Here is a 26,354-nt window from a genome sequence, read left to right as displayed (position 1 = left end):
GTCCGCAGACCCTGCGGGCACACCCGCGCGTACAGCTGCTGACCAGCGCAATCGCCTCACCGGGACGAGGGCGGCGGGGGCGGGAGGAGCGGCAGGGCGGGCCGGGACGGCCCGCCCACGCTTACCGGCCTGGCCGTTACCGCTGCTTCTTCTCCTCGGCGGCGGCCTTCTTCTCCTCGGCGTCCTCGATCACGGCCTCCGCGACCTGCCGCATGGACAGGCGACGGTCCATCGACGTCTTCTGGATCCAGCGGAACGCGGCCGGCTCGGACAGCCCGTACTGCGTCTGCAGCACCGACTTCGCGCGGTCCACCAGCTTCCGCGTCTCCAGCCGTTCGGAGAGGTCGGCCACCTCCTGGGTGAGCACCCGCAACTCTGTGAAGCGCGAGACCGCCATCTCGATGGCCGGAACGATGTCGCTTTTGCTGAAAGGCTTCACCAGATAGGCCATGGCGCCCGCGTCCCGCGCCCGCTCCACCAGCTCGCGCTGCGAGAAGGCGGTCAGCATCAGCACCGGTGCGATGTTCTCCTCGGCGATCCGCTCCGCGGCCGAAATGCCGTCCAGCACCGGCATCTTCACGTCGAGGATGCACAGGTCCGGCCGGTGCTCGCGGGCCAGCTCGATCGCCGTCTGGCCGTCCCCGGCCTCGCCGACGACGGTGTACCCCTCCTCCTCCAGCATCTCTTTCAGATCCATCCGGATGAGGGCCTCGTCCTCCGCGATCACGACCCGCGTCGTGTGCGGCGGCACATGTGCGCCCTCCTCCTCGGCTGCGGAACCGCTCCCGGCGGGACCCTCGGCAGGACTCGCCGCGGTGGGGTCTGCGGGGTTCGCTTCGGGCTGCGCCGTCGGGCTGGGCTCGGGGGCGTCCGGGGTGCTCACAGGGCTCCTCGTTCAACACAGATGGGAACTCCGACCCTACCTACCTCCAGACCGTACTCGGCGCACGGTATGCTCGTGGCGAGCTGTCCCGGCCGGGTTGATGGAATGGGCAGACATGATCGACTCAAAATCGATTGCCCGAGAGGGCGTGCGGGTTCGAATCCCGCACCCGGCACTCATTCACGGTGCGCTGGGGGCCTCCCCCAGCGGATCCTCCGGTGCGGCGGCGCGGTAAGGCGTCACCGAGGCCGCCCGACAGGCTCCCAGCCACTTGGAAGGCCCGGTGCGCGCAGGCCGGGGGTACGGCAGCATGGGCCCATGTCCGTACTGACGCGCGATGAAGCGCAGACCAGAGCCCGCCTCCTCACCGTCCAGCAGTATGAGATCACTCTCGATCTGACCCGTGGCGCCGAGGTCTTCGGCTCCACGACCGTGATCCGTTTCACCGTTCGGGAGGCGGGAACGGACACCTTCGTGCAACTGCGCCCGCACACGCTGCACCGCGCCGAGCTGGACGGCACCGAACTGGACGGGGCGGCACTGGCCGCCTCCTCCCTCGCGGACGGCCGGCTGCCGCTGACCGCGCTGCCGGCGGGCGAGCACGTGCTGCGCGTCGAGGCGGACATGCCCTACTCGCGGGTCGGCGAGGGCATGCACCGCTTCACCGACCCCGCCGACGGGCTCACCTATCTGTACACCCAGTGCTGCATGGACGACGCGCCGCTCGTCTTCGCCTGCTTCGACCAGCCCGACCTCAAGGCCGTGTTCCAGGTCTCCGTCACCGCGCCGCCCGAGTGGACGGTGCTGGGCAACGGCATCGCCCAGCGGACCGGCGAGGGCCACTGGGAGTGCGCGCCCACCCCGCCGATCAGCACCTATCTGATGGCCGTGGCCGCCGGCCCCTACCACTCGGTGCGCACCGAGCACGCCGGGCTGCCGTTCGGCCTGCACGTGCGACGCTCGCTCGGGGAGTTCCTGGACGCCGACGCGGACGAGCTGTTCGACCTCACCCGGCGGCTCTTCGACCGCTACGACGAGCTCTTCGACGAGCCCTACCCGTTCGACTCCTACGACCAGGCGTTCGTGCCGGAGTTCAACTCCGGTGCGATGGAGAATCCCGGACTCGTCACCTTCCGCGACGAGTTCATCCACCGCTCGGCGATCACCGAGACGGACCGGCAGACCCGCGGCATGGTCATCGCCCACGAGATGGCGCACATGTGGTTCGGCGACCTGGTCACGCTGCGCTGGTGGGACGACATCTGGCTGAACGAGTCGTTCGCCGAGTACATGGGCTTCCAGACCCTCGCCGAGTCCACGCGTTTCACCGGTACCTGGACGGACTTCGCGGTGGCCCGCAAGGGCTGGGGCTACGACGCCGACCAGCGCGGCTCCACCCACCCGGTGGCCCCCGACCCCGACGACGTGCCGGACACGGCCGCCGCCCGGCTCAACTTCGACGGAATCTCGTACGCCAAGGGCGCCAGCGCGCTGCGCCAACTCGTCGCCTGGCTCGGCGAGAAGACCTTCCTCGCCGGTATCAACGAGCACTTCGCCCGGCACCGGTTCGGCAACGCGACCCTGCACGACTTCCTCGACTCGCTCGCCCGCGTCTCCACCGAGCGCGATGTGCACGCCTGGGCCGCCCGCTGGCTGAGCACCACCGGCGTCGACACCCTCACTCCGCGCGTCGGCGAGGCCGACGGGCGGTGGTGGCTGGAGATCGGGCACGAGGGCGGGCGCCCGCACCGGCTGGCCGTCGGACTCTACGACCGGGCGCCCGCGGACCCGGCCCGTCTGGTATTGCGGGAGCGGCTGGAGAAGGACCTCTTTGAGGACGGCGCCCCGCTCACCCACGCCGCGGACGGCCCGCGCCCCGACCTGGTGCTGCTGAACGACGGCGATCTGACGTACGCGAAGGTCCGGCTGGACGCCGAGTCCTGGCGCAGCGTCCGCGACTGTCTCTCTGGGCTTCCCGATCCGCTGTCGCGCGGGGTGCTGTGGAACGCGGCGCGGGACTTGGTGCGGGACGCGGAGCTGGCACCGGCCGAGTATCTGGCGACGATGCGGGCGCACCTGCCGGCCGAGACGGACAACGCGGTGGTGCAGGGCGTGCTGTCCTTCGCCCGCACGCAGGTCGCCGACAGGTTCCTGAGCGGCGTGGCGCGTACCGAGGCGCTGGACGCGATCGCGGACACCTGCCGCCAACTGCTGGCGCGTACGGCGGGCGGCTCGGCACCGGGCGTCCGGCTCACCGCGGTGCGGACGTTCGCCGACAGCGCGACCGCTCCGGACGAACTGCTGGCCTGGCGTGCGGCGGGCACGGTGCCGGGCGGTCCGGCGCTGGACCCGGAACTCTCCTGGCGGGTGCTGCGGCGGCTCTCGGTGCTCGGCGCGGTGGGCGAGCCGGAGATCGCCGCGGCGCTGGAGGCCGATCCGAGCGCGACCGGGCAGGAGGGGGCGGCCCGGTGCCGTGCGGCGCTGCCGGACGCGGCGGCCAAGGCGGCAGCCTGGGACGCCATATTCGGCACCGACGACCGGCTGTCCAAGTACCTCGTCACCGCCACCGCACAGGGGTTCTGGCAGCCGGAGCAGGCCGCACTGCTGGAGGAGTACGTCGGCCGCTACTACGGCGCGGCGGTCGAACTGGCGGCCCGGCGCGGGGATTCGATCGCGGCGGCGATCGGCCACTGGGCGTTCCCGTTCTTCGTGATCGACGAGGACGCGGTGCGGCGGGGCACGGAATGCCTGGCCACCGACGGCCCCACGCCCGCGCTGCGGCGGCAGCTCGCGGACCAGCTGGACGACCTGCGCCGTGCGCTGGCGGTTCGGGAGGCCCGGACTGGCCCTGGCCCTGGCCCTGCCCGAGGCTGACGCGGCGCCAGGGGCTCCTTGGCGGATCTTCTGTCACGGCTGCGGTGACCGGCCGGGGCAGCCGCGCGTATAGCAGAGGAGGGCCCGGATCCCCTGCGCCGATACCCCCTTCGGGCGAAAGAACGCGCACATCGGCGGCGGCGGCGTGCGGCGTGCGTAGCTTAGGTATGCCTGGGGCGTGTCCGCACAGCCCGGGGGTGTCGTGAAGGGAACGCCGTCGGCGGGGGTGGTGTTCGTCGGCAGGCGGTGCCCGCAGCGGCGCCGCCTGCCGGTGAAGCCGAGGGGCCTGGTGCGTGCAGCCGCAAGGCGGCGGGCCGTCCTCGTCCGCCCGGCGGGCAGCTCGGACGCGTCCGACGGCGGGGGTGTCCCCCGCCGAAGCCGGGGGAGACTTCGGCGACACCCTCTCTCCGATCTCCAATCTCCGAAGGGGAGGTCCCGCCGCCCATGCCTGCGTCCGTCGTTGAAGATTTTGGCAACGGGAGATCCGGCCTGGAAGGGGCCCGTCTGCTCGCGGGCGGCACCGCCGGGCCGTCCGTACTGCGTCCGCTGATCGCGGAGGTGCTGGACTCGCTCGCGGAGGGGGCGGGCGAGCGGTGCGGCCCGCTGCCGCGCGGCGGCCCGTCCGCGGTGGCGAGGCGGGTCCGCGCGCTGGTGCCGGACGCGCTGCCGGAGTCGGGCACTGGCCCGGTCCCAGCTTTACGGACGCTGGTGCGCCTGCTCGCCGAAGGCGCCGCGGACCCCGCCGACCCGCTCTGTGCCGCACATCTGCACTGTCCGCCGCTGGCGGTGGCGGTCGCCGCCGACTTGGCCGCGAGCGCGCTGAATCCCTCGATGGACTCCTGGGACCAGGCACCCGCCGCCTCCGAGCTGGAGGCTGTGACCTGCGCGGCGCTGGCCGGTCTGGTCTACGGACCGGGCGGTGCGGCGGACGCGCTCATGACCACCGGCGGCACCGAGTCGAACCAGCTGGGTGTGCTGCTGTCACGGGAGCGGCACGGTCCCGGCGTGCGGGTCGTGTGCGGGGAGAACGCGCATCACAGCGTGCGCCGGGCGGCGTGGCTGCTCGGTCTCGCGGCGCCGCTGACCGTCCCGGCGCCCCGGGGAGTGCTGAACCCGGGCGCGCTGGCCCGGGCGCTGGAGGCGGCGGGCGCGCGCCCGTCGGAACCGGGCCGGTATCTGGTGGTGGCGACGGCGGGCACCACGGACGCGGGCGACCTGGACCCGCTGCCCGCGATCGCGACCGTCGCCCGCCGGTACGGCGCACAGCTGCATGTGGACGCCGCCTACGGCGGGCCGCTGCTGTTCAGCGATCTGCTGCGGGAGCGGCTGGCGGGCGTGGAGCAAGCGGATTCGGTCACGCTGGATCTGCACAAGCTGGGCTGGCAGCCGGTCGCCGCCGGGCTGTTCGCCGTCCCGGACGGGGCGGCGCTGCGCCCGCTGGACCACCGTGCGGACTACCTCAACGCCGGCGACGACAGCGAGGCGGGAATCCCCGATCTGCTGGGGCGCTCACTGCGTACCACGCGGCGGCCGGACGTGCTGAAGACAGCGGTCACCCTGCGGGCGCTGGGGCGACGCGGAATGGCCGATCTGGTGGAGCGCACGTGTGCGGCGGCGGAGTGCCTCGCGGACCTGGTGGCGGCCGACCCCGAGTTCGAACTGCGGTCGCTGCCCACGCTGTCCACGGTGGTCTTCCGCCCGGCGGGCGCCGGCGACGGCACGGTGGCCGGAATCCGCCGCGGGCTGCTGACGGAGGGCAGCGCGGTGCTGGGCCGGGCCTCGCTGGACGGCCGGCTGTGGCTGAAGGCGACGCTGCTCAACCCGCATGTCCAGCCCAGTGATCTGAGCGCGCTGCTGAAGCTCGTACGGGATGCCGCGGGCACCCACGGCACGGGGCAGCCGCATGACACGGGATGGTGGGAAGGACCTGCGCCGCGATGACCTCAGCTGCTGCGGCCCCCTCCCCTCGCCCGGCCCACTCCGCCGCCGCACACGTGCACTCCGCCGACTCGGCCGTCCCCCGGGCCCGTCCACTCGATCTCGCCGGGATCGGCATCGGCCCGTGCAACCTGTCACTTGCCGCACTCGCGCACGGAGTCCCCGGCCTGCGTACGGCGTTCTTCGAACAGCAGCCGGAGTTCTCCTGGCATCCGGGCCTGCTGATCGAGGGTGCCACTCTCCAGGTGCCCTTTCTGGCGGACCTCGTCTCCCTCGCCGACCCGGCCAGCCCATGGTCCTTCCTGCGCTATCTGCGGGCGCGGGAGCGGCTGTTCCCCTTCTACTTCGCGGAGCGCTTCCACATCACACGGGCGGAGTACGAGGCGTACTGCCGCTGGGTGTGCACGGAACTGGAGTCACGCCCGACGCGGTCGGGTGCCCCGGGCGATCCGGCCGACCGAACTGGCGGGACCAGTGGGGCTGCGGGCACTGCCGGGGGCGGCGGGGTGGGGCTTTACTTCGGCCATCGGATCGACGCCTTGCGCTGGAACACCGAGCGGGCCGTGTTCGAGCTGGACTTCACCCGGCTGCACGCCGGTTCCGGCACGGTCCAGGCGCGCGGCCGTGCATACGCGCGCAACCTGTGTCTCGGCGTGGGCACGGCCCCGCACGTACCGGAACCGCTGCGGCCGCTGCTGGAGGCGCCGACGGTGCCGGTGCTGCACTCGGCCGACTACCTGGCGCACCGGGCACGGCTGCTGGCCGCCGGCCATGTGACGGTCGTCGGCTCGGGCCAGTCGGGCGCGGAGGTCTTCCTGGACCTGCTCCGGCGGCGCCCCGCCGGGGCGGAGGGGCTGCACTGGGTCACCCGCAGCCCGGCGTTCGCGCCCATGGAGTACAGCAAGCTGGGGCTGGAGCACTTCACCCCCGACTACGCCCGCTACTTCCACGGACTGCCGGAGCAGGTACGGGACGGCCTGCTCACACGCCAGGGCCAGTTGCACAAGGCGATCGACCACGGCACCCTCGGGGCGATCCATGACGAGCTGTACCAGCGCACGCTGAGCGGCGGCTGGCCGGACGCGGTGCTGACGCCGGGCGTCGGGGTCCGTACGGCGGGCCGGATCGGCCGGGCTCAGGTGGAGCTGCACCTCGAACACGCCGAGCAGGGCGCGCGCTCGCGGCTGGTGACGGACGCGGTGGTGCTGGCGACCGGTTACCGGGAACGTTCCTGCGAGGGGCTGCTGTCGGCTCTCGATCCTCATATCCGGCGCGACGCGAGGCGGCGCCCGCGTATCGACGAGGAGTTCCGGATCGTCCTCGACCCGTCGGTGCGGGGCGCGGTGCACGTACAGAACGCGGAGCGGCACACGCACGGCGTCGGCGCTCCCGATCTGGGGCTCGCGGCGTACCGCAGCGCCCGGATCCTCAACGCGGTGACGGGCGGAGAGCAGTTCCCGCTGCCGCGGCGCAGCGCCTTCACCACCTTCGGACTGCGGGACGAGGGCACCGGACGGCAGGAGGAGGGCGCACGGCAGGAGAGCACCGGGAGGGGAGAGGGTGGGGGCGTACCGTACCCACGGTGACGACGACGAGGGAGTCCCCGATGAACGCCGAGCAGCCCGTCCCCTACGGAACCCCCGCCGCCCCCAGGATCGCCGTGCGGGGTGAGGCCCGGCTGGAGGTCGAACCGGAGATCGCCCGGATCTGGATCATCGTCACCGCTCGGGGCACCGGCCAGCGTGCGGCGCTCGGTGATCTCACCCGGCGCAACACGCAGGTGCTGGATCTGGTCAAGAGCTACGGCGAGGCGGTGGAGAAGCTGGAGACGGGCTCCGTCAGCATCACCCCGCAGCTCACCGAGGGCGGTCGCCGCGAGCGGGTGCACGCCTACCACGGGCGGGTGCAGGTGTCCGCCGTCCTTGCCGACTTCGCCGTCCTCGGTGAGCTGACCACGCGGCTCGGCGATCTGGAGCTGACCCGGGTGTCCGGGCCGTGGTGGAGTCTGCGGCCCGATTCCCCGGTGTACGCGCAGGCCCGCCAGCAGGCGGTGCGCGAGGCGGTGACGCGCGCGCGGGAGTACGCGGGCGCACTGGGCACGGAGTTGGCGGCGCTGGTGGAGTTGGCGGACTTGGACGCGGAGGGGCCGCCGATGATGCCCGCGGCGCCCGGCGGCCTGGGCCGTGCGGCAGCCCCCGGCGGGGCCGGCGCGCCCCCTCCGCAGCTGGATCTGGAGCCCGAGCGGCAGACTGTGTACGCACGCGTCAACGCGCGCTTCACGATGCATCCTCCGGTCCTCTGAAGGTCTGCGAAGTGCTCATCGGAGCGGGGGCCCGCCCAGTTTATTAGTTGTCAACAGCCTTTCATCAGAAGGACGTTGGACAGTTACCTCTCCACAGTTCTCTACTGACTGGTAAGTCCTAAGCTCGACGTATGCGCCGAGCAAAGATCGTCAGTACACTGGGCCCCGCCACGGATTCGTTCGAGCAGATCAAAGCGCTTGTCGAGGCGGGTATGGACGTGGCCAGGCTCAATCTCAGCCATGGCACGCATACCGAGCACGAGGCGCGTTACGAGCGGGTCCGCCGGGCGTCCGAGGAGACCGGCCGCAGCGTGGGAGTGCTCGCCGACCTTCAAGGTCCGAAGATTCGGCTCGGGCGTTTCCGTGAAGGTCCAGTACTCCTTGAACGCGGTGACGAGTTCGCGATCACCGTGCAGGAGATGGAGGGCGACCGGACCTGCTGCGGCACCACGTACGACGGTCTGGCCTCGGACGTCACCCCGGGTGAGCGCATCCTCGTGGACGACGGCCGGGTCACGCTGGAGGTGGAGGCGGTCGAGGGGCCGCTGGTGCGCACCAGGGTGATCGAGGGCGGCATGGTCTCCGATCACAAGGGCCTCAACCTGCCCGGTGTCGCGGTCTCGGTGCCCGCGCTCAGCGAGAAGGACGTCGAGGACCTGCGCTGGGCACTGCGGATGGGAGCCGACCTGATCGCGCTCTCCTTCGTGCGCAGCGGCGACGACATCCGCGAGGTGCACCGGGTGATGAAGGAGGAGGGGCGCCGGATCCCGGTGATCGCCAAGATCGAGAAGCCGCAGGCGGTGGCGAACCTCGAGTCGATCGTGGACGCCTTCGACGGACTCATGGTCGCGCGCGGCGATCTCGGCGTGGAGATGCCGCTGGAGGCCGTGCCGATGGTCCAGAAGCGGGCGGTCAAGCTGGCCAAGCGCATGGCCAAGCCGGTGATCGTGGCGACGCAGATGCTGGAGTCGATGATCGACGCCTCCCGTCCGACCCGCGCCGAAGCCTCTGATGTGGCGAACGCGGTGATGGACGGCACCGACGCGGTGATGCTGTCGGGCGAGACCAGCGTGGGCCACTATCCGGTGGAGACGGTCCGCACGATGAGCCGGATCGTCACAGCGGCCGAGGAGGACATGCTGGCCAAGGGCCTGCCCGGACTCACCGAGCGCAGCAAGCCGCGCACCCAGGGCGGCGCGGTGGCGCGGGCTGCCGCGGAGATGGGCGACTTCCTCGGCGCCCGGTTCCTCGTCGCCTTCACGCAGTCCGGCGACACGGTCCGCCGGCTGGCCCGCTACCGCTCGCCGATCCCGGTCCTCGCCTTCACCCCGGACGCGGCGACCCGCTCGCAGCTCAATCTGACCTGGGGCGTGGAGACGTTCCTGGGGCCGACGGTGCAGACGACCGACGAGATGATCGACCAGGTCGACGAGCAGCTGCTCAAGATCGGCCGCTGCGAGAAGGGCGACATCGTGGTGATCACGGCGGGGTCGCCGCCCGGCGTCCCCGGTACGACCAACCTGGTCCATGTGCACCACATCGGCGAGGACGACTCCCGCCGCTGACGGCCCCCGCCAGGCGGGAGCCGTCGCTACAGCCGTGGCTACAGCCGGTACTTCAGCCGTCGCGGCCCTCGTCCGCGGCGCCGGGTACCGGCTCCCTGGCGATCGTCTCGTGGTGCCGGATGACCTCGGCGATGACGAAGTTCAGCAGCTTCTCGGCGAACGCCGGATCCAGCTTGGCGTTCTCGGCCAGCTCCCGCAGCCGGGTGATCTGGCGCGCCTCGCGCGACGGATCGGCCGGGGGCAGCCGATGCTCCGCCTTGAGCCGCCCGACGCGCTGCGTGCACTTGAAGCGCTCGGCGAGCATGTGCACCACCGCCGCGTCGATGTTGTCGATGCTGTCGCGCAGTTCTTCCAGCTGCGCCCGTACGGACTCGTCGGTCCCGTCGATCTCATTCATTGTCGGCAAAGCCTATGCCGTCCCCTCCGGTCGGCGCCCCGGCAGGGGTGACACGCCGGGAGGCCGGGCGCGTCGTCCCCCGCCGGGGCGCTTCACTACTGGAGCCCGCCGTGCAGGGCGCTCATCAGGGAGCCGTTCGGCGTGTCACCGGACATCTCCCAGATCATCCCGCCGAGCAGGCCCTTCGACTTGATGTACTCCGTCTTCTTTTTGATGGACCAGGCGTCGTCGAACGACCACCACTGCCCGCCGGGCCCCGTATAGCCGTAGGTGGACACGGACTCGGTGTCATGGTGGACGGTGAGGTCGGGCACGCCGGTGATCATGTTCTGGTACCCGCGGATCCCGGCCTCCTCCGGGAACTGGCCGGGAGCAGCCCCGTTGGCGCCCTGGTACTCGCCGTCGGCGGCCCCAGCCTCGACCTGTTGCCAGCCCCGGCCGTAGAAGGGGAAGCCGAACGTGAGCTTCCGTGGGCTGACGCCCGCGTCCAGATAGTGCTGTACGGCGCCGTCGATGCTGAAGTCGGTTTCGTACGGCGACTGTTCGTCGGGGTAGAGGTTGGCCTGATGGCCGGTGCGGTTCGGCTCCCAGGAGTTGTCGCTGCCGGATCCGTGGAAGTCGTAGCCCTGGATGTTCGCGTAGTCGAGATCGTCGAAGATCCTGGAGATGTCCCAGCCCGCGTCGATCTTCTTCGGGTCGGCCGGGGTGAACGCGGTCAGCAGCTTGTGCTCGCCGCCCAGCGCGTCGAGCTGCTCGCGGAACTCGGCGATCAGCGCGGTGTTGTTCGCCTTGTCCTCGGGGCTCCAGTGGTTGCCGGGGTGTCCGTCGGGGGAACCGGGCCACTCCCAGTCCAGGTCGATGCCGTCGAAGATGCCGGCGGCCACGCCCTCGCCGCCCGCGCCGTTGTACTCGGGCAGGTTGCCCTTGATGTACATGTCGACACAGGACTTGACGAACTTCTCTCGGGAGGCCTCCGTCGCGGCAGCGTCCGAGAAGTACTTGGAGTAGGTCCACCCGCCCAGCGAGAGCAGGATCTTCAGGTGCGGGTGCTTGGCCTTGAGCTTCTTGAGCTGGTTGAAGTTGCCGCGCAGCTTGCCCCAGCCGTCGTCGGCCACGCCGTCCACGGACTGGGCAGCAGGGAAGGCCCGGCCGTAGTCGGCATCGGCGTCGCCCGCTCCGTCGCCCTGGTTCGGGTCCTGGGGGTCGGTGGTGGTGCCCTTGGTGACGCCGTTGAGACAGGTGAGGTTCTTCGGATCGATGTTGCCGAAGGCGTAGTTGATGACGTCGAGCTTGGCCGCCGCCCCGGAGGTGTCGAGGTTCTTGACGAAGTACTGGCGGCCGTAGATGCCCCACTGCACGAAGTAGCCGACCTCGGCGTATCCCCCGTCGCCCACCGGATCGTCCGTGGTGAGGGCCAGGGTGTTGCTGGCCGGGGAGGCGTTGCCGGCCGCGTCCCGGGCCTTGACCGTGAAGTCGTATCCGGTGGCGGGCGCCAGGCCGCTGAGCGTGGTGGTGAGGGTGTCGGCAGGCAGGCTGGCGGCCAGGTCGGCGCCCTGGTAGACGTCGTACGCGGCGACACGGTCATTGTCCGTCGCCGCGTCCCAGCTCAGTTCCACGGTGCTGGAGGTGACCTCGCCGGCCCGCAGGTTCCGGGGCGCCGTCGGCGGTTCCGGGTCGGTCGCCGGATCGACGGTGGTCGCGGTGACGGGGCCGCTGGGGGCGCCGACGTTGCCCCGGGTGTCCTTGGCGCGGACGGTGAACTCGTAACTCGTCGCGGGCTCAAGTTCCCGGACGGTGGCCTCCGTGGTGGCGCTGGCGCCGACCACCGTGCCGCCGTGCAGCACCTCGTACGAGGTGACGGGGAAGTCGCCCTTGACTGCCGCGCTCCACTGGAGGCTCACCGTGTGGGCGGTGCTGTCGGCGACGCTGACCCCGGTCGGCGCCTTCGGTGGTACGGCCGGGCTGCCGTCGCATTTCTCGCCGTTGATCAGACAGCCGGCTGCCGTCCCGATCGGGCCGGAGGACTGGAACTGGTAGCTGTACGGCTCGGTGGAACGGTTCGCGGGCACCCGCGAGTTGTAGTAGGCGGGTGTCACGGTCACATGCGTGCCGTCGACCTCCGCCGTGCCGTGGGTGTGCCCGCTGACGGTCACCCCCTCCGGCAGGTCGAACTCCAGCGACCAGCCCTCCACGGCGGTGGCGGTGCTGTTCTGGACGACGAACTTGCCGGTCCATGACGAACCGCTGCCGGTGCTGGTGAACGTCGCGGTGAGCCCGGTCTCGGCCTGCGCCGGGGCGGCCAGCCCGGTGAGTCCGGCCAGCGCCAGCGTGAACACGGCGAGCACGGCGGTCAGCCGCCTCCGGAAGGGCGTCGTGAACCGATGCGCTCTGCGGGCCGATCTGTGCGGGAGTCTGTGCGGCGAACTCCGGGGGGACCTTCGTAACCAGCGTGGGGGTCTCGGTGGGGACACGGCTCTCCTTGGGGGTAGCGGAGGCGAGGCGGCCCGCCCCTGCCGGGGCCGCCGCCATCGGGGCACCCCCGTGGCCGGTCCGCGTCCGCGTGCCCGCCGCACGCCGATGGCGGGTGACGGAGGCGTGAACGTGTCCTGCCACTGCGGGGCTTCGGACGCGCTGCGCTGCGGTACAGACCTTCAGAACAACCGCCCCGTGCGTACATGTCAACGCACATCCGAGGACTTGGACCGTACCAATCGGGCGATCGAAACCCCTCCTCCGAGCTACGGCCCCCATATTGGACTGGACCAACTCCGAGAACTTTACCGTTTCTTGGCCTCGGAGTACGCAGGAGGAAGCGGCCGACCGGAGGGCGCGGCCCCGCGCAGCACCGCCGCCACCAAGCGGTGGTTCTCCTGCGCCCCGCCTCCCCCACCCACGGCGAACCGGCGGCGCGTGTAGCTGTACGCGATGCCGCTGGCCGGATCGGCGAACGCCTGCGCGCCCACCGCTCCGCTGTGACCGAACGCGCCCTCACTCAGGAGCGGATACCGCACGCTCTGCGCCTCGAAGCCGAGGCCGAAATGGTCCCGCTCCCCCGTGACCAAGTCCGTGCCCCTCCAGTGGACCCTGCCGAACTCGGCGGCGGTCTCCGGCTTGAGCAACGGCGCCCGGCCGTCCACCTCGCTGATGGCCGCCGCATACATCGCCGCCAGGCCCCGCGCGTTCCCCACCCCGCCGGCCGAAGCGGAGCCCAGCGCCCGCACCGCGCGGGTGTTGGCGAACTCCACCAGGTCGGTGGGCGGGCTCGCGTGCAGGTTGAAGGCGATGCCGGCGAGGCTGTCCGGGTCCGGCGTGGGCGCCGGCCGCGAGGACGGCGCCGGCTGCACCGCTCGCGCCGCCTGCACCGTCACATAGCGTGCTTCGAGCTCCTCGGGCAGACCGAGATGGAAGTCGATGCCGTAGGGGATCTGGATCCGTTCCCGGAAGATCTGCTGGAGCGAATGCCCGGTGACCCGCCGGACGACCTCGCCGGTGAGGGCGCCGATAACGAACGCGTGATAGCCGTACGCCTGGCCGGGGCGCCAGAACGGCCGCTGGCCCGCCAGCCGCCGGGCGATCAGACGGTCGTCCGCAAGCTCCTCCGTACGGAAGCCGCCGTCCACCCCGATCACCCCGGAGCGGTGTGCCAGCAGCTCCCGCAGCGTGACTTCCCCCTTGCCCTCCGCGGCGAACTCCGGCCAGTAGGAGGAGACTCGGCGGTCCAGATCGAGCACGCCCTCCTGCACCAGCAGCGCCACGGTCAGATGTGCCGCACCCTTGGCCGAGGAGTACAGGCCGAGCAGCGAATCGCCCGCCACCCCCGCCCAGAGGTCGACCACCTGCTTCCCGTGCCGGTACACCGCGAGCTGGACCTCCGGCTCCCCGCCCTCCTCGGCCCGTACGGCGGCGAACTCCTCCCGGACTTCCTCGAAACCCTCCGCGGTGGTCCCCCGCACACTGCTGACCTCTGCCATTGCCCGCCCCTCGCTTCCTTGACGGCCCGTCGCCGCCGGGCGCCGCGCCACTCGCGCCACTCGCGCTCCGACGCCGGGAACGATATAGTCACCTATGAATACCGTCAACATTACTTACTACTTACCACCGTGAGAACACTGAGAGGTGCCATGCGACGCAGTGAACGCAAGCAACTGGACCCCGACCTGGGAGTACTCACCGGTCGTCTGCTGTTCGCCGTGCAGGACGAACTCTTCGACACCCTCGCCCGGCAAGGCCACCCCGACCTGCGGCCCCAGCACGGCGCGGTCCTCGCCTACCTGGACACCGAAGGCAGCCGCGCCACCGAGCTGGCCCGCCACTCCGGGCAGCACAAACAGGTGGTCGGCAAGCTCATCGATGAACTGGAGACCCTGGGCTACGTCCAACGCCGCCCCGACCCGGCCGACCGGCGCGCCAAACTCGTGGTCCCCACCGCGCTCGGCCGGGACCAGATGACCAGATCGGACGCCATCCTGGCAGCCATGGACCACCGCCACGCCGAGGCCGCAGGCGCTGCCTCCTACACGGAGTTCAAGCGCCTGCTACGGCAGATCACCCGGCGGCAGCGGGCCTGGCGCGAGGACGAGCCGACCGGAGACTGAGAAGGCGCCGGGCCAGCCTCGGCAAGCCGGGCCGAGGGCGGGTGCGACGATGGAGAAGCCCCCTCGGTGCCACCGGGCGGGCGGGTCCGGACACACGCAGAGAGACGGGGGTGGAGCGTATGGGCGCGCGGCACAGCGGCACCGCCGACCCGGTCGAGCGGGGCTACCCGCACCTGGAGACCGTACGAGCGGCGGTGACCGCCCTGTACAAACGGTTGTCGTACGACACCGTGCACAGCTTCAGCGCCAGCATCACCCCCGACGAGGTGGCACTCACCGACGACGAGGAGCTGTACGCGGGTGTGCAGCGTGTGGCCCGGGTGATGGTGCAGCATCTGCGGCTGCCCGACGCGCGCATGATCGTGAACTTCCGCGACATGGAGGACGCCGCCCATGTCGAACTGGAGGCAGGCCCGGAGTACTTCGTCGAGCTGAACTCCCGCTTCAAGAGCCACCGCCGCGACATCGGCGCCGCCCTCGCGCACGAGGTGATGCACGTTTGCCTGCACCGCCTCGGCCTCGCCTTCCCCGGCACCCGCGACAACGAGATCCTCACCGACACCGCCGCCGCCTACCTCGGCTCCGGCTGGCTGCTGCTCGACGCCTTCCGGCAGGACTCGCTCACCTCCCAGAAGTTCGGCTACCTCACGCCCGAGGAGTTCGGCTACGTCCTGGCCAAGCGAGCGGCGCTGTTCGACGAGGACCCGGCGATCTGGTTCACCAGCCCCCAGGCGTACGAGGCGTACACCGCCGGCCGCGCCCTGGCACGACGCGACGAGGAGCAGCCGCCACTGGCCTCCTCCAGCTGGTCGGGCCGCCGCCGGTACGCACGCGACCGGCGACTGGCACTGGCCCCGGCCGCAAACGGATCCCACGTCGCACCGGCCCCGGAGCGGACGGGCTACGCCTTCGAGAACCACGCGCACACCCCGCCACGCGTCTCCTTCCCCTGCCCGACCTGCCACCAGCGCATCCGCGTCCCGGTTCGGGGCCGGGTACGCGCCCGCTGCGGCCTCTGCCACACCGTGCTCGACTGCGACACGTAACGCCTCCGGCGGGGCACGCCGACAACGCACGGCGCGCGGGGCGGCGCATGGCCCGTCACCATCGCCCCCGCTCCGGCAAGGAGTGCCAGAGCCAGCAGAAATCCGCGCCCTCGCACGCTGTTGACGATCGGGGGAGGCCGTACCACAGCCTTCGGCACCCGCTGAGCCACGTCGGTTCACTGCTGGACGCGGCAGCACCGCACCCCAGCCGGAGCGCTCGTAACCACCTGCTCTGGCTGGCGCATTCCCAGGGCCTGGCCGCGCGGCGGGTGGACCGGGTGCTCGATCTGGTCGGCCTGACCACGGCGGCCCGGCGCAAGGCCGGCGGCTACTCGCTCGGCATGCGGCAGCGGCTCGGGATCGCCGCGGCCCTGCTGGGCGACCCGCCGATCATCGTGCTCGATGAACCGTTCAACGGCATGGACCCCGACGGCATCGTATGGATACGTGGCTTCCTGCGGTCGCTGGCCGCTCAGGGCCGCGCCGTCCTGGTGTCCAGCCATCTGATGAGCGAGGTGCAGGACACCGCCGATCACCTCGTCGTGGTCGGGCGCGGCAAGGCCATCGCCGACGCCGGCGTGGCCGAGCTGATCGCGGCCGCGTCCGGGAACCGGGTGGCCGTGCGTACCACGGCCCGGCCGGACGCGATGACGGCGCTCGGGCATGCGGGCGCTGCCGTGGCGGCCACCGGCCGGGACACCGTTACCGTCTCCGGCCTGCCGGCGGATCGCATCGTGGCGTTGCTCAACCAGAGCGCGGTTCCGTTCTCGGAGGTATCGGCGCACCGCGCCACCCTTGAGGACGTCTACATCGAACTCACCCGCGAGGCGGTCGAGTTCCGCGCCGCGACGCCGCCGGAGGTGTCGCGGTGACCCCCACCGTCACGCCGTACCGATCCGGTCGGCGGGCCGGGCGGCACGGCTTCCTCCAGTTGCTGCACGCGGAGTGGACCAAGTTCCGAACCGTCCGGGGCTCGGTGATCGGCATGGCGGCTGCGGCGCTGATGGTGGTGCTGGTCGCCCTGCTCGCCGGAGCCAGCAGCGATCAGAAGGGCTCACCGCCCGTGCCGATCGGACCGGGCGGTGAGCCGGTCACCGACAGCTTCTACTTCCTGCACCAGCCGCTGGCCGGAAACGGCAGCATCACGGTCTCCGTTTCCGCGCTCAGGAGCAGCATCCCCACGGGTCCCGCGGACCTGCGGCCTGGCATCGTGCCGTGGGCGAAGGCCGGGCTCATCATCAAGCAGAGCACCCGCCAGGGATCACCGTACGCGGCGATCATGGTCACCAGCAGCCACGGCGTGCGGATGCAGGACAACTACGTCAACGACACGGCGGGCCTCCCCGGCCCTGTCTCCGCCGCGTCTGTTCGCTGGCTGCGGCTGGACCGCTCGGGCGACGCGATCACCGGCCATGCCTCCGCCGACGGCACGCACTGGACCAAGGTGGGCACGGTGCACGTGAGCGGGCTCGAACCGACCGCGCAGGTCGGGCTGTTCGTCGCATCTCCGCCTTCCGCAGAGGGCATGGGCACGCGCGGCAGCGTGTCCACGGCCGTCTTCGAAGATCTTCGTATCCAGGGAGGCTGGGACGGTGGTAGCTGGGCAGGTGACCAGATGGGACCCGAATCCCCCAGCTTCGCCGGCTACCCGAAGAACACTTCGGGTTCGTATCTGGGATCCGACGGCAGCTTCACGGTGACCGGGGCCGGAGACATAGCGCCCGCCGTTCGCGAGACCCTGCCAACCGGCGGCACCTTCGGAGACCTCCTCACCGGCACGTTCGCCGCGCTGATCGCGGTGATCGTCGTGGGAGCGCTGTCCATCACCACGGAATACCGGAAGAACCTGATCCACGTGACCCTGGCCGCCAGCCCGAGGCGGAGCCGGGTGCTGGTGGCCAAGGCGATCGTGCTGGGATTCGTCACCTTCGTCGCCGGGCTGGCAGGAGCGTTCGTCGCGGTTCCGCTCGGCGAGCGGCTCGCCCGTGCCAACGGCGTGTACATCTTCCCGGTGGCGTCTTCCACCGAACTACGGGTGGGGCTCGGGACCGCGGCGCTGCTCGCGACTGCCGCGATCCTGGCCCTCTCCGTCGGCACCATGTTCCGGCACAGCGCCGGCGCGGTCACCACCGTCCTCGCGGCCACCGTGCTGCCCTACATCCTGATCGCCAACCCTTTCATGCCCGCGAGCGTGTCGGACTGGCTGACCCGGTGACGCCCGTCGCGGCCTTCGCCGTCCAGCAGACGCTCGTGCAGTATCACCAGGTCACGGGCATCTACACGCCGTACAACGGCTACTATCCGCTGGCACCGTGGGCCGGGCTCGCCGTCCTGGCCGTCTACGCGCTGGTAAGCCTGGCCGTAGCCGCCGCCCTTCTCCGCAAAAGGGACGCGTGAGACCGGCCCTGCACGCGGAATGGACGAAGATGCGGACCGTCGCCGGCCCCCTGTGGCTGCTGCTCGGCATGATCGCGGCGACAGTGGCCCTGAGCGCCGGGGCGACCTCGGTGGTGACATGCACGTCCGCCGGCTGCGGCGGCGACATGACCAAGCTCAGCCTCATCGGCGTCGAGCTTGGCCAGGCGCTGGTCGCCATCCTGGCCGTGCTGGTCATCAGCGGCGAGTACAGCTCGGGCATGATCCGCACCACCCTGACGGCGATGCCGCGCCGGACCATCGCCTTCGCGGCCAAGGCCATCACTCTCGCCGGCGTCGTGGCCGCGGCCGGAACCCTCGCGGTTCTCGGATCGCTGCTGGCTGGGCGGTTCATCCTGCCCCGCCACGGCTTCACGGCCACCCGCGGCTACCCGGCCCTCTCCCTGGCCGACGGGCCCACGCTACGTGCGACCGTCGGGTCGATCCTCTACCTGACCCTGATCGCCCTGCTCAGCCTCGGCATCGCTGCCATCGTGCGGGACTCCGCGACCACGATCGGGGTCGTCCTCGGCCTGCTCTACCTTCTCCCCATCCTCTCCCAGGTGATCGGCAATCCGCATGGGCAGCGCCTGCTCCAGCAGATCGGGCCGATGAGCGCCGGGCTCGCCATCCAGGCCACCACCAATCTCCACAGCCTGCCCCTCAGTCCCTGGGCCGGTCTTGGCGTCACCGCCGGGTGGGCCGCCGCCGCGCTCGTGGCCGGCGGCCTGCTGCTACGCATACGCGACGCGTAGTCCGAGCAGATGGCCCCACGGGAGGCGCTGGTCGCTGACCTGCGGAAGCGACTGGAGGCAGAGGCGCCCCCGGCGATGCCCGGGGCAGACCGACCGGGCGTGAGCTGTACGTGCGGCGGTGGCCGCGAACTGGGGCTCTGCCCCAGACCCTGGCCAAGGGTGGGAGGAGCATGCGGCGTGGCCGCGTGCCTGCACGGGAGGGGCTCCGCCCCGGGCCGGGCGCCGGGTGGATTTCTCCCCTGCCCCGCCCCTTCCCGAAACCGTGGCGCCGCCCCGGACCCCTGTCGGGGGTGCACGGGAGGTGCGCAGCAGCCTGTTCGACCGCCTCGGCGGCGAACGGGGCGCCGCGCTGCGCCCCGTCCCGGCCGCAACTCGGCAGCCAGACGGCGGATCACGCCCGCGTGCGCCCGAGGCCCGCCGGTGCCACCGCCGCGGTGGTGGCACCGGCAGCGGGCCGTTCGCCAGGGGCGCTGGCGAAGGCGGCGCCGCCCTGGTACCGCACCGTCGAGGGCATCAGGGCGGACAGCGGCATAGCGACCTCCCCCCGCGAAGGATCCACCGACGACGCCTGAGGCGGAGTCGCAGGGAAAAGCCTGCGCGCAGGGCGTGCTATTCGGCCAGGCGGGCCGGGAAGCCACCGGTGGCCACGGGGCCCCAGTTGCGTGGCGTGATGCGGATCAGGGACTTGCCCTGGCGGAGCATCGCGGCGCGGTACTCGTCCCAGTCGGGGTGCTCGCCGGAGATCGCGCGGAAGTACTCGACGAGCGGCTCGACCGCTTCCGGGACGTCGATCACCTCCGCTTCGCCGTCGATCTGGACCCATGGACCGTTCCAGTCATCCGAGAGGACGATCAGACTGACGGCTGGGTCCCGGCGCGCGTTGCGGGTCTTGGCGCGTTCGGGGTAGGTGGAGACGACGATGCGGCCCGCGTCGTCCACCCCGCAGCTCAGCGGCGACCCCTGTGGCGTGCCGTCGGCGCGGCGGGTCAGCAGGATCGCATGGTGGCGGGGGCGGACGAAGTCGAGCAGTTCGGCACGCTCGACGCGGGTGTTGCTCGCGACGGAAGGACTCATGCCCGGGATCGTACGATCCCGCGGCGGACGGCGGCGGACGGCGGCGGACGCGCCGCCACCGCACCCCGCGCAAGCGAAAAGCGGCGCGGCGCCTGCCTCCGGTCGGGGAGTGGCAGACGCCGCGTCAGACCCGTACGTCCTCGTACGGGACAGCGGGGGACCGTCAGACGGCAGTGCTCAGACCGTCAGCGCCCGGTCCGTCGGTCTGATGGGTGCGTGCAGGGTGCTGGTGCCGGCCAGGTGGCGGTCCACGCCGCGCGCCGCCGAGCGGCCTTCGGCGATGGCCCAGACGATGAGCGACTGCCCGCGCCCGGCGTCGCCGGCGACGAAGACGCCGTCGACCGAGGTTGCGTAGTCCGCGTCGCGGGCGATGTTGCCACGCTCGTCCAGCTCGACGCCGAACTGTTCGACCAGTCCGTTCGTCTGGTCGGTGCCGGTGAAGCCCATGGCGAGGGTGACCAGCTGGGCCGGGATCTTCCGCTCGGTGCCCGGCTTGGGCGCCGGCCTGCCGTCCTTGAACTCCACCTCGGTCATGTGCAGCCACTGCACGTTGCCCTCGGCATCGCCCTCGAAGTGGGTGGTGGAGACGGAGTAGACCCGCTCGCCGCCCTCCTCGTGCGCGGAGGTGACCTTGTAGAGCATCGGGAAGGTCGGCCACGGCTGGTTCGGCACCCGCTCCTCGCCCGGCTGGGGCATGATCTCCAGCTGGGTGACGGAGGCCGCGCCCTGGCGGTGTGCCGTACCGACGCAGTCGGCGCCGGTGTCGCCGCCGCCGATGACCACCACGTGCTTGCCCTCGGCGGAGATCGGGGAGACGGTCAGGTCTCCCTCCTGCACCTTGTTGGACAGCGGCAGGTACTCCATCGACTGGTGGATGCCGCCCAGTTCACGGCCGGGCACCGGCAGGTCGCGGGAGGTGGTGGCACCGGCGGCGATCACGACGGCGTCGTAGCGCCTGCGCAGCTTGGCGGCGTCCATGTCGCGGCCGATCTCGACCTCGGTACGGAACTTGGTGCCTTCCGCGCGCATCTGCTCGATACGCCGGTTGATGTGCCGCTTCTCCATCTTGAACGCGGGGATGCCGTACCGCAGCAGTCCGCCGAGCCGGTCGGCACGCTCGTAGACGGCGACGGTGTGGCCCGCGCGGGTGAGCTGCTGGGCGGCGGCCAGCCCGGCCGGGCCGGAGCCGATGACGGCGACGGTCTTGCCGGAGAGCCGGTCCGGCGGCTGCGGGGTGACGTCCCCGGACTCCCACGCCTTGTCGCTGATGGTGACCTCGACGTTCTTGATGGTCACCGCGGGCTGGTTGATGCCGAGCACGCAGGCGGACTCGCATGGCGCCGGGCACAGCCGCCCGGTGAACTCCGGGAAGTTGTTCGTCGCGTGCAGCCGCTCGCTGGCGGCGGCCCAGTCCTCGCGGTAGGCGTAGTCGTTCCACTCGGGGATGAGGTTCCCCAGCGGGCAGCCGTTGTGGCAGAAGGGGATGCCGCAGTCCATGCAGCGTCCGGCCTGCTTGCTGATGATGGGCAGCAGCGAACCGGGGACGTAGACCTCGTTCCAGTCCTGGACACGCTCACCGACGGGGCGCGAGGCGGCGCCCTCCCGGTCGGTCGTCAGAAAACCCTTGGGGTCAGCCATTGAGCGCCGCCTCCATCATCTTCTCGTGGGTCCGGGACTCGGAGAGCCCCGCCCGCTCGGCGGCGTCCTTGGCGGCGAGCACGGCCTTGAAGGTGGGCGGAACGACCTTGCTGAACCGGGTCAGTGCCGCGTCCCAGTCGGCGAGGAGCGTCGCCGCGACGGTGGAGCCGGTCTCCTCCTGGTGGCGGCGCACGACGTCGTGCAGCCACCGCTTGTCGTCCTCGTCGAGTACGTCGACCGCTTCGCGCAGGCCGATGTTGACGTGACGGGTGTCGAGGTCGATGACGTAGGCGGTGCCGCCGGACATGCCCGCCCCGAAGTTGCGGCCGGTGGTGCCCAGTACGACGGCGTGGCCGCCGGTCATGTACTCGCAGCCGTGGTCGCCCACGCCCTCGGACACCACCGTCGCTCCGGAGTTCCGTACGCAGAAGCGCTCGCCCACCCGGCCGCGCAGGAACAGCTCGCCGCCGGTCGCCCCGTAGGCCAGCGTGTTGCCCGCGATGGTGGAGTACTCGGCGAGGTGGTCGGCTCCGCGGTCGGGCCGCACCACGACACGGCCGCCGGAGAGGCCCTTGCCGACGTAGTCGTTGGCGTCCCCCTCCAGGCGCAGGGTGACGCCGCGCGGCAGGAAGGCGCCGAAGGACTGACCGGCGGAGCCGGTGAAGGTGAGGTCGATGGTGTCGTCCGGGAGGCCGGCGCCACCGAACTTCTTGGTGACCTCGTGCCCGAGCATGGTGCCCACGGTCCGGTTGATGTTGCGGATGGTGAGCGTGCCGCGGACCGGCTGGGCCGCCTCGGGGGAATCGGCGGACAGCGCGTCGGCGGACAGCTTGATCAGCTGGTTGTCGAGCGCCTTGCCCAGCCCGTGGTCCTGCTCGACGGCCTGGTGGCGCACGGCGCCGTCAGGCAGCTCGGGTACGTGCAGCAGCGGCGCCAGGTCCAGGCCCTGGGCCTTCCAGTGGTCCACGGCGCGGCTGGTGTCGAGCAGTTCGGTGTGCCCGATCGCCTCGTTGAGGGTACGGAAGCCCAGCTCGGCGAGCAGCTCACGGACCTCTTCGGCGATGAACTCGAAGAAGTTGACGACGAATTCGGCCTTGCCGGAGAACCGTTCCCGCAGCACCGGGTTCTGGGTGGCTATGCCGACCGGGCAGGTGTCCAGATGGCAGACGCGCATCATGACGCAGCCGGAGACGACGAGCGGCGCGGTGGCGAAGCCGAACTCCTCGGCGCCCAGCAGCGCGGCGACCAGCACATCACGGCCGGTCTTCAGCTGACCGTCGGTCTGCACGACGATGCGGTCGCGCAGCCCGTTGAGCAGCAGCGTCTGCTGGGTCTCGGCGAGGCCCAGCTCCCAGGGGCCGCCCGCGTGCTTGAGCGAGGTGAGCGGCGAGGCGCCCGTACCGCCGTCGTGGCCGGAGATCAGCACGACGTCGGCGTGGGCCTTGGAGACGCCCGCCGCGACCGTGCCGACGCCGACCTCGGAGACCAGCTTGACGTGGATGCGCGCCTTGGGGTTGGCGTTCTTCAGGTCGTGGATCAGCTGGGCGAGATCCTCGATGGAGTAGATGTCGTGGTGCGGCGGGGGCGAGATGAGGCCCACGCCCGGCGTGGAGTGCCGGGTCTTCGCCACCCACGGGTAGACCTTGTGGCCGGGCAGCTGGCCGCCCTCGCCGGGCTTGGCGCCCTGCGCCATCTTGATCTGGATGTCGTCGGAGTTGACGAGGTATTCGCTGGTGACGCCGAAGCGGCCGGAGGCGACCTGCTTGATGCTGGAACGGCGCGCGGGGTCGTAGAGGCGCTCCGCGTCCTCACCGCCCTCACCGGTGTTGGACTTGCCGCCGAGCTGGTTCATGGCGATGGCCAGCGTCTCGTGGGCCTCCATGGAGATGGAGCCGTAGGACATGGCGCCGGTGGAGAAGCGCTTGACGATCTCGGAGACCGGCTCGACCTCGTCGAGCGGTACGGGCGTACGGGCCGTGCCTTCGCCGCCCTCACCGCCGTTGCCGCCGTCCTTGCCTGCGTCCTTGAAGCGGAACAGGCCGCGCAGCGTCATCAGCCGCTCGGACTGCTCGTCGACTCTGCTCGTGTACTGCTTGAAGACGTCGTAGCGGCGCTCGCGCGTCGAGTGCTGGAGGCGGAAGACGGTGTCGGGGTCGAAGAGATGCGGCTCGCCCTCGCGGCGCCACTGGTACTCGCCGCCGATCTCCAGATCGCGGTGGGCCGGTGCGATGCCGGAGGCGGGGTACGCCTTCGCGTGCCGGGCGGCGACCTCCTTGGCGATGACGTCCAGTCCGGCGCCGCCGATCTTGGAGGTGGTGCCGTGGAAGTAGGTGTCCACGAAGCTCTCGTCCAGACCGACGGCCTCGAAGACCTGGGCCCCCCGGTAGGACGCGACGGTCGAGATGCCCATCTTGGACATCACCTTCAGGACGCCCTTGCCCAGCGCCTTGATCAGGTTGCCGATGGCCGCCTCGGGCTCCGCGTCCGGCAGGAACGTACCGGCGCGCACCAGGTCCTCGACGGACTCCATTGCCAGGTACGGGTTCACCGCGGCCGCGCCGTAGCCGATGAGCAGCGCGATGTGGTGCACCTCGCGTACGTCGCCCGCCTCGACGAGCAGGCCCACCCGGGTGCGCTGCTTCGTGCGGATGAGGTGGTGATGCACGGCGGAGGTCAGCAGCAGCGACGGGATCGGCGCGTGCTCGGCATCCGAATGGCGGTCGGAGAGCACGATCAGATGGGCACCGGCCTCCAGCGCGGCGTCCGCCTCGGCGCAGATCTCCCTGATCCGCTCGGCCAGGCCCTGGCCCCCGTCGTGCACCCGGTAGAGGCCGGAGAGGGTGGTTGCCTTGAAGCCGGGCAGATCGCCGTCGGCGTTGATGTGGATGAGCTTGGCCAGTTCATCGTTGTCGATGACCGGGAAGGGCAGCGTGACGCTGCGGCAGGAGGCGGCGGTCGGCTCCAGCAGGTTGCCCTGGGGGCCGAGGGATGAGTGCAGTGAGGTGACCAGTTCCTCGCGGATGGCATCCAGCGGCGGGTTGGTGACCTGGGCGAAGAGCTGGGTGAAGTAGTCGAAGATCAGCCGGGGGCGGTCCGAGAGCGCGGCGATCGGCGCGTCGGTGCCCATCGAGCCGATCGGCTCGGCACCCGCCTTGGCCATCGGCGCGAGCAGGATCCGCAGTTCCTCCTCGGTGTATCCGAAGGTCTGCTGGCGGCGGGTGACGGAGGCGTGCGTGTGCACGATGTGCTCACGCTCGGGGAGGTCGGCGAGCTCGATCAGCCCGGCCTCCAGCCACTCCTGGTAGGGCTGCTCGCCCGCGAGCTGGGCCTTGATCTCGTCGTCCTCGACGATGCGGTGCTCGGCGGTGTCCACCAGGAACATCCGGCCGGGCTGGAGGCGGCCCTTGCGCACCACCTTGGCCGGGTCGATGTCCAGGACACCGACCTCGGAGCCGAGCACGACCAGGCCGTCCTCGGTGACCCAGTAGCGGCCGGGGCGCAGTCCGTTGCGGTCGAGAACGGCTCCGACCTGGGTGCCGTCGGTGAAGGTCACACAGGCGGGTCCGTCCCAGGGCTCCATCATCGTGGAGTGGTAGCGGTAGAAGGCGCGCCGGGCCGGGTCCATCGACTCCTCGGACTCGGCGGACTCCCATGCCTCGGGGACCATCATCAGCACCGAGTGCGGCAGCGAACGGCCGCCGAGGTGCAGCAGCTCCAGCACCTCGTCGAAGGTGGCGGAGTCGGAGGCGTCCGGGGTGCAGACCGGGAAGATGCGCTCCAGGTCCTGGTTCTCGCCGCCGCCGAACAGTTCGCTCGCCAGCTGGGATTCGCGGGCGCGCATCCAGTTGCGGTTGCCCTGGACGGTGTTGATCTCACCGTTGTGGGCGACGAACCGGTACGGGTGGGCGAGCGGCCAGCTCGGGAAGGTGTTGGTGGAGAAGCGGGAGTGGACCAGCGCGACGGCGGAGGCGAGGCGGCGGTCGGACAGGTCCGGGAAGAACGGCTCCAGCTGGCCGGTGGTGAGCATCCCCTTGTAGACGAGGGTGCGCGCGGAGAACGACGGGAAGTACGTGCCGGCCTCGCGTTCGGCGCGCTTGCGCAGCACGAAGGCGGGGCGGTCCAGCGCCAGGCCGGTGCGCGGGGCGTCGGAGGCGTCGCGGGCGTCGTTCGCGTCGGCGACGAAGAGCTGCCGGAAGACGGGCATCGTCGCGCGGGCGCCGGAGCCGAGCAGCTCCGGCGCGACGGGGACCTCGCGCCAGCCGAGCACGCGGAGACCCTCTTCGGCGGCGATCGTCTCGATCTGTGAGACGGCCTGGGCGGCGTCGTCCGCGTCGACGGGCAGGAAGGCGATGCCGACGGCGTAGGAACCCGCCTCGGGGAGGGCGAAGGAGACGTTCTCGCGCAGGAAGGCGTCCGGCACCTGGAGCAGGATGCCCGCACCGTCGCCGGTGTCGGGGTCGGACCCGGTGGCGCCGCGGTGCTCCAGGTTGCGCAGTACCGTGAGTGCCTGTTGCACCAGCTCATGGCTCGGGACGCCGGTGAGAGTGGCCACGAAGCCGACACCACAGGCGTCGTGCTCGTACCGGGGGTCATACATCCCCTGCTTGGCAGGGTGGGCCGCCAAAGATGCTGCGCGCATCGGCTCTCCCGTCGTCGTCGGTGGCATGTCGCAAGCGCCGAGGGACGACGTTGGCCCTCAGGATCAAATTTTCATGCAGATTACACGATGGCGCATCTTCCCAGTACGCGGATAAACCGTCCCACTATGCGGACAGAGAGCACTGAGAGAGACGGCCGGGAACGGCGGAAGCACCGGAAATCTGCGGCTTTGCGGCGGCCGGAGTCGGCCTGGCGGCACGGGCGTCATTGCGC

General features: G+C 71.1%; 19 protein-coding genes and 1 tRNA gene. 12 read left to right on the top strand and 8 right to left on the bottom strand.

The window, feature by feature from the left end:
* Positions 1–136: 136 nt before the first annotated feature.
* Complete coding sequence (locus LHJ74_RS31665; RefSeq protein ID WP_260221771.1) at positions 137–751, bottom strand: ANTAR domain-containing response regulator; 615 nt, start codon at positions 749–751, stop codon at positions 137–139.
* Between the two features lie 223 nt (positions 752–974).
* On the opposite strand from LHJ74_RS31665, the gene LHJ74_RS31660 reads away from it, so the two are divergent.
* The 6 genes from LHJ74_RS31660 (at position 975) to pyk (ending at position 9,562) form a co-directional block, all read left to right on the top strand.
* Positions 975–1,058, top strand: a tRNA-Leu gene (locus tag LHJ74_RS31660).
* A gap of 143 nt (positions 1,059–1,201) precedes the next feature.
* Positions 1,202–3,757 carry an aminopeptidase N gene (pepN, locus tag LHJ74_RS31655; protein ID WP_260221730.1) on the top strand — a complete coding sequence of 852 codons (2,556 nt, stop codon included), beginning with the start codon at positions 1,202–1,204 and terminating at the stop codon, positions 3,755–3,757.
* Positions 3,758–4,201: 444 nt separating this feature from the next.
* The gene (locus LHJ74_RS31650) at positions 4,202–5,698 is read left to right on the top strand and encodes a pyridoxal phosphate-dependent decarboxylase family protein (RefSeq protein WP_260221729.1); all 1,497 of its coding nucleotides are present in this window, start codon (positions 4,202–4,204) and stop codon (positions 5,696–5,698) included.
* Complete coding sequence (locus tag LHJ74_RS31645) at positions 5,695–7,281, top strand: lysine N(6)-hydroxylase/L-ornithine N(5)-oxygenase family protein (RefSeq protein ID WP_260221728.1); 1,587 nt, start codon at positions 5,695–5,697, stop codon at positions 7,279–7,281. Before LHJ74_RS31650 ends, LHJ74_RS31645 begins: the two co-directional genes overlap by 4 nt.
* Positions 7,282–7,301: 20 nt before the next feature.
* The gene (locus LHJ74_RS31640; protein WP_260221770.1) at positions 7,302–7,997 is read left to right on the top strand and encodes an SIMPL domain-containing protein; all 696 of its coding nucleotides are present in this window, start codon (positions 7,302–7,304) and stop codon (positions 7,995–7,997) included.
* 131 nt (positions 7,998–8,128) lie between these two features.
* Complete coding sequence (gene pyk, locus LHJ74_RS31635; protein ID WP_260221727.1) at positions 8,129–9,562, top strand: pyruvate kinase; 1,434 nt, start codon at positions 8,129–8,131, stop codon at positions 9,560–9,562.
* A gap of 52 nt (positions 9,563–9,614) precedes the next feature.
* On the opposite strand, the gene LHJ74_RS31630 is transcribed toward pyk, so the two are convergent.
* From LHJ74_RS31630 to LHJ74_RS31620, 3 genes are all read right to left on the bottom strand, one after another.
* Positions 9,615–9,959, bottom strand: coding sequence for a chorismate mutase (locus LHJ74_RS31630; protein ID WP_260221726.1), 345 nt, complete (start codon positions 9,957–9,959; stop codon positions 9,615–9,617).
* A gap of 95 nt (positions 9,960–10,054) precedes the next feature.
* Complete coding sequence (locus LHJ74_RS31625) at positions 10,055–12,304, bottom strand: glycosyl hydrolase family 18 protein (RefSeq protein ID WP_260221725.1); 2,250 nt, start codon at positions 12,302–12,304, stop codon at positions 10,055–10,057.
* A 432-nt stretch (positions 12,305–12,736) separates the two neighbouring features.
* A complete protein-coding gene (locus tag LHJ74_RS31620) occupies positions 12,737–13,930 on the bottom strand; it encodes a serine hydrolase domain-containing protein (protein ID WP_260221724.1) in 1,194 nt (397 codons plus the stop codon).
* 150 nt (positions 13,931–14,080) lie between these two features.
* Here LHJ74_RS31620 and LHJ74_RS31615 point away from each other — a divergent pair, with 150 nt between their 5' ends.
* The 6 genes from LHJ74_RS31615 (at position 14,081) to LHJ74_RS31590 (ending at position 18,770) form a co-directional block, all read left to right on the top strand.
* Positions 14,081–14,554, top strand: a complete 474-nt coding sequence (locus tag LHJ74_RS31615; protein ID WP_260221723.1) for a MarR family winged helix-turn-helix transcriptional regulator — start codon at positions 14,081–14,083, stop codon at positions 14,552–14,554.
* 119 nt (positions 14,555–14,673) lie between these two features.
* Entirely contained in the window at positions 14,674–15,600 is a 927-nt protein-coding gene (locus tag LHJ74_RS31610; protein WP_260221769.1) for a hypothetical protein, read from the top strand.
* A 47-nt stretch (positions 15,601–15,647) separates the two neighbouring features.
* Complete coding sequence (locus LHJ74_RS31605) at positions 15,648–16,472, top strand: DUF8746 domain-containing protein (RefSeq protein WP_260221722.1); 825 nt, start codon at positions 15,648–15,650, stop codon at positions 16,470–16,472.
* Positions 16,469–17,815, top strand: a complete 1,347-nt coding sequence (locus LHJ74_RS31600) for a DUF1349 domain-containing protein (RefSeq protein ID WP_260221721.1) — start codon at positions 16,469–16,471, stop codon at positions 17,813–17,815. Before LHJ74_RS31605 ends, LHJ74_RS31600 begins: the two co-directional genes overlap by 4 nt.
* Complete coding sequence (locus LHJ74_RS31595) at positions 17,812–17,997, top strand: hypothetical protein (protein ID WP_260221720.1); 186 nt, start codon at positions 17,812–17,814, stop codon at positions 17,995–17,997. Before LHJ74_RS31600 ends, LHJ74_RS31595 begins: the two co-directional genes overlap by 4 nt.
* Positions 17,994–18,770 carry an ABC transporter permease gene (locus LHJ74_RS31590; protein WP_260221719.1) on the top strand — a complete coding sequence of 259 codons (777 nt, stop codon included), beginning with the start codon at positions 17,994–17,996 and terminating at the stop codon, positions 18,768–18,770. The genes LHJ74_RS31595 and LHJ74_RS31590 overlap by 4 nt, the downstream gene beginning before the upstream one ends.
* 391 nt (positions 18,771–19,161) lie before the next feature.
* Here the strand turns inward: LHJ74_RS31590 and LHJ74_RS31585 are convergent, their stop codons facing one another.
* The 4 genes from LHJ74_RS31585 to gltB form a co-directional block, all read right to left on the bottom strand.
* Positions 19,162–19,302, bottom strand: coding sequence for a hypothetical protein (locus tag LHJ74_RS31585; RefSeq protein ID WP_260221718.1), 141 nt, complete (start codon positions 19,300–19,302; stop codon positions 19,162–19,164).
* Positions 19,303–19,379: 77 nt separating this feature from the next.
* Positions 19,380–19,844 carry a PPOX class F420-dependent oxidoreductase gene (locus LHJ74_RS31580; RefSeq protein WP_260221717.1) on the bottom strand — a complete coding sequence of 155 codons (465 nt, stop codon included), beginning with the start codon at positions 19,842–19,844 and terminating at the stop codon, positions 19,380–19,382.
* Positions 19,845–20,021: 177 nt separating this feature from the next.
* Entirely contained in the window at positions 20,022–21,482 is a 1,461-nt protein-coding gene (locus tag LHJ74_RS31575) for a glutamate synthase subunit beta (protein WP_260221716.1), read from the bottom strand.
* A complete protein-coding gene (gene gltB / locus LHJ74_RS31570; protein ID WP_260221715.1) occupies positions 21,475–26,121 on the bottom strand; it encodes a glutamate synthase large subunit in 4,647 nt (1,548 codons plus the stop codon). Before gltB ends, LHJ74_RS31575 begins: the two co-directional genes overlap by 8 nt.
* Positions 26,122–26,354 lie beyond the last annotated feature (233 nt).

The sequence above is a fragment of the Streptomyces gossypii genome, assembly GCF_025165795.1.
Taxonomy (GTDB): domain Bacteria; phylum Actinomycetota; class Actinomycetes; order Streptomycetales; family Streptomycetaceae; genus Streptomyces; species Streptomyces gossypii.
Note: the sequence above shows the minus strand (reverse complement) of the source record. Positions and strands in the feature narration are given on the sequence as shown.